Raw genomic sequence first — 3363 nt, 5'->3', positions numbered from 1 at the left:
CCCCCGTCGACCTCCGACACCCCCTCACCGCACGCCGCCGCCTCTTCACCGGACCCATGGGCGTCAACGAACAAGCCGCCATCCGCGCCGCCCTCGACGCCGCCGCAAGCCGCCTCCCCATCCCCGTCCGCGCCTGGAACGGATCCACCACCACCCTCACCGACGGCACCCACATCACCCACAACCCCGGACCCGACCGCCGATTCACCGCCCAAATCGCCTGCCGCCACGGCGCCATACACGGCTGGCCCATCACCACCTACACCGACCTCCGCGAAGCCCGAGCCCTCACCCACGCCTGCGAACGCCCCCACACCCCACCCACCACCGACACCGACGGCACCCCCCTCAACTGGGACAAAGCCATCACCCGCGGCATACACCACGCCCCCGCCCCCAAGCCGCCGGCCGTCCTCCAACTCCGCGAAGGCGTACGCCGCGCCAACGCCGCCACCGCCGAAACCCAGCCCCTGTCCAAGGACGACATCACCGCCGGCCTCGCCGCCCGAGCCGCAGACACCGAAACCCCGAAGGAGCACCCCCAGCCGTGACCGACATCCCCGACTGGTACAGGGCGGTGACAGCGCGAGCCGCCCAGGAAGCCCCCCAGGTTCCGACCGCAACCGTCCTTGCCACCGAGTACACCGTCAACTGCCTGCCCGACGACGACGTCAACTCCTTCGTCTTCCAGGTCCGCGTCCAGTACCGAGGCGAGGGCCGATACGCCGTCATCCGCGGCGGCGACATGTGCCTCGGATCCGACGGCACCTGGGACCACGGCGTCAAGGAGTACGACCGCGGCAACGACTGGCTGAACGCCCACCGCTTCGACCTGGACACCGCCCTCCGCCTGGCCAAGGAACAGGCGGCCCTCGTGACCGTGAACGGCCACACCGTGACCGACGCGCTAAACGGGCGGGAACGGCGAGTCGAGCGCCATGCCTGACACCACCCAGGCCTACGTCGACACCCTCGCCAGCCAACTCGCCAACCGGCGCCCCGACCTCCTCGCCATCGCCGAAGACGAACTCCGCACCTTCACAGCCACCGTCGCCCGCTTCATCAACAACGACGCCATCCCCCTCGACATCCGAACCAACCTGGCCCGCGACCTCCACATCCCGGAACCCCACCGGTGAACGCCTACCTGGCCGCCTGCCACGGCAAGACCCCCTTCCCCAGCCGACGCACCGCACGACGGCGTGCCCGCCAGATACGCGGCCAAGGCGGCCCCCGCTTCAACACCTACCGGTGCGCATGGTGCGGCTCCCTCCACCTGGGCCACGCCCCCGGATACGCCACCTACCTCCGTCCCAGCCGACACGGCCCCATACCCGTCCAGGAGTACCTCACCCCATGACCAACGCCCCCGACGTCATCGGCCTCGACACCAGCCTCACCGCAACCGGCATCGCCCACAGCAACGGCTGGTGCAAGGTCATCGGCTACAAGAAGCCCCGCGCCAAAGACCCCGGCATCACCCAGCTCCCCCACCCGGCCCGCCGCGAAGCCCTCCACGAACTCCGCCAGGCCATCACCGACACCATCGGCCGGCCCGACCTCGCCGTCCTCGAACTCCCCGCACCCTCCCGCTCCGGAGGCGGAGCCCACGAACGCGGCTGGCTCTGGTGGGAGATCTACAACTACTGCGCCTCCCTCGACATCCCCATCGGCCTCATGACGCCCAACCACCGCATGCAGTACGCCACCGGCAAGGGAGCCGCCACCAAGAACCTCATCGTCGACTCCGTCGCCCGCCGCTGGCCCACCTGGCCCACAGGCGGAGACGACAACGCCGCCGACGCCGTCATCCTCATGGCCGCCGGCCGCGACTGGCTCGGACACCCCCTCACCGACCTCCCCAAGACCCACCGGGCCGCCATCGACAAGGCGACCTGGCCGACCCTCCCCGGAGCCACACGATGACCACCATGACGCCCCCGACTGGCCGCGCTTCAAGACGTGCCGCGCAGAACGCCAACTGGGTCACCCGCGGCGCCTGCCGGACCGTCGACGACCCCGACCTGTTCTACCCGGTCGGTGGATCCACGCAGGCCCGCCAGCAGGCCAATGCGGCCAAGGCCGTCTGCGGCGGCTGCACCGTGAAGACCAGGTGCCTGGAGTGGGCGCTGTCGACTCGGCAGGACGAGGGCGTGCTGGGCGGTCTCACGGAGGAGGAGCGGCGGGCCATTCACAAGCGGCGCCCGCGGTACAGCTTCCAGCGGAAGGCGGCGCAGCACATCATCCGTCACCGGCTGCCCGAGTTTGAGGAGTTGGTGGGGGAGGGCTTGGAGGCGTTGGAGGTGGCGAAGCGGATGCGGACGAACGTGCAGACCGTAAACAACGTGCTGGAGCACCTGGCCGCACAGGCCGCGGGCGAGCAGGAAGGGCAGGTAGCGGCATGAGCGGGCTGACAGCAGCGCAGCGTGGGGACATGGCGGAGGCTTTGCTGCCTGAGGCGGCCGGCCTGGTTGTGGACGTCCACGAGGGGTCCACGGATGACATCGCGGCACGGCTGGCGGGTCTGTCCCGGCATGAGCTGGAGGGGTTGGCGGTTGTGCTGGCTGCGCTGGCGGATCCGGATCGCGGGCTGCGTGAGGCACTGTCGTGGGTGACGTTCAACGAGCACGGGGACCGGTTGTATCGGTCGGAGTTGTCGCAGACGCAGAAGGCGGTGCGGGATCTGGCTCCGACGACGCGGCGTGAGCTGGCTGGTGTGGATCTGGTGGCTGTGCATCGGGCGTTGGCGCCGGGTGGGCAGGGGGTGCCGTTGACGCAGGGGGAGCGGAGGTTGGCGATCGAGGTGGGGTACAGGCGGGGAATGCCTAAGCCGGCCGTTGCTGAGCGGTTGGGGATGTCGGTGGATGCGGTGGATCGGTCGTGGGATCGGATTAAGCAGCGTGCTCGGGCGGCTGGGGAGCCGGTTCCGGTTCGGGGGGAGGCGTGGCAGGTGGCTTCGTGATCCGGTGCGTGGCGTGAGGGGTCTGGCCTTCGGGTTGGGCCCCTTTCTCGTGCCCTGGGTTCGTCGCATCCATTGCTAAGCAATGGAATATGGGTTAGAGTCGTCGTATTCCACCACCCCACCCCAAACCACCGGGGGACCCATGACCGAACTGCGGCTCACCGACCCCGACGGATACACCGTCCCCGGCAGCGTCCGCGACACCACCCCCGCCACCGAAGCCCAGGACCGCGAAGCCCTCGCCCAGCTCGCCGCCGAGAGCATCGCCCAGTGGTCCGCCTGGGGCGTCACCTACCACGCGCGTGACTACCGCGTCGTGACCTGGCCGACCACCTGACCCCTCCGCCACGGGTCTCCCGCCCCCAGGAGACCCCCACCCGGGCGGTCTCCTGGGGGCGGGA

Annotated in this window: 7 protein-coding genes and 1 pseudogene; all 8 read left to right on the top strand. The window is 70.0% G+C overall.

The window, feature by feature from the left end:
• A partial coding sequence (locus P1P75_RS40660; protein ID WP_319264829.1) for a hypothetical protein occupies nucleotides 1–551 on the top strand: 551 nt, incomplete at its 5' end.
• Entirely contained in the window at nucleotides 548–946 is a 399-nt protein-coding gene (locus P1P75_RS40655) for a hypothetical protein (protein WP_319264827.1), read from the top strand. The genes P1P75_RS40660 and P1P75_RS40655, both read left to right, overlap by 4 nt.
• Nucleotides 939–1139 (top strand): hypothetical protein, encoded by a 201-nt coding sequence (locus P1P75_RS40650; RefSeq protein WP_319264824.1) that lies wholly within the window; start codon nucleotides 939–941, stop codon nucleotides 1137–1139. Before P1P75_RS40655 ends, P1P75_RS40650 begins: the two co-directional genes overlap by 8 nt.
• Complete coding sequence (locus P1P75_RS40645) at nucleotides 1136–1360, top strand: hypothetical protein (protein ID WP_319264822.1); 225 nt, start codon at nucleotides 1136–1138, stop codon at nucleotides 1358–1360. Before P1P75_RS40650 ends, P1P75_RS40645 begins: the two co-directional genes overlap by 4 nt.
• Nucleotides 1357–1926, top strand: a complete 570-nt coding sequence (locus tag P1P75_RS40640) for a hypothetical protein (protein ID WP_319264820.1) — start codon at nucleotides 1357–1359, stop codon at nucleotides 1924–1926. Before P1P75_RS40645 ends, P1P75_RS40640 begins: the two co-directional genes overlap by 4 nt.
• Before the next feature lie 5 nt (nucleotides 1927–1931).
• Nucleotides 1932–2210 (top strand): annotated as a pseudogene (locus P1P75_RS41925) (WhiB family transcriptional regulator); the annotation flags it as partial.
• A gap of 191 nt (nucleotides 2211–2401) precedes the next feature.
• A complete protein-coding gene (locus P1P75_RS40630) occupies nucleotides 2402–2962 on the top strand; it encodes a hypothetical protein (protein WP_319264815.1) in 561 nt (186 codons plus the stop codon).
• A 142-nt stretch (nucleotides 2963–3104) separates the two neighbouring features.
• Nucleotides 3105–3299 carry a hypothetical protein gene (locus P1P75_RS40625; RefSeq protein ID WP_319264813.1) on the top strand — a complete coding sequence of 65 codons (195 nt, stop codon included), beginning with the start codon at nucleotides 3105–3107 and terminating at the stop codon, nucleotides 3297–3299.
• Nucleotides 3300–3363 lie beyond the last annotated feature (64 nt).

The organism is Streptomyces sp. ID05-39B (assembly GCF_033794725.1).
Lineage (GTDB): Bacteria > Actinomycetota > Actinomycetes > Streptomycetales > Streptomycetaceae > Streptomyces > Streptomyces bobili.
The sequence above is the reverse complement of the archived record's forward strand: the minus strand, read 5'-3'. Positions and strand labels throughout refer to the sequence as shown.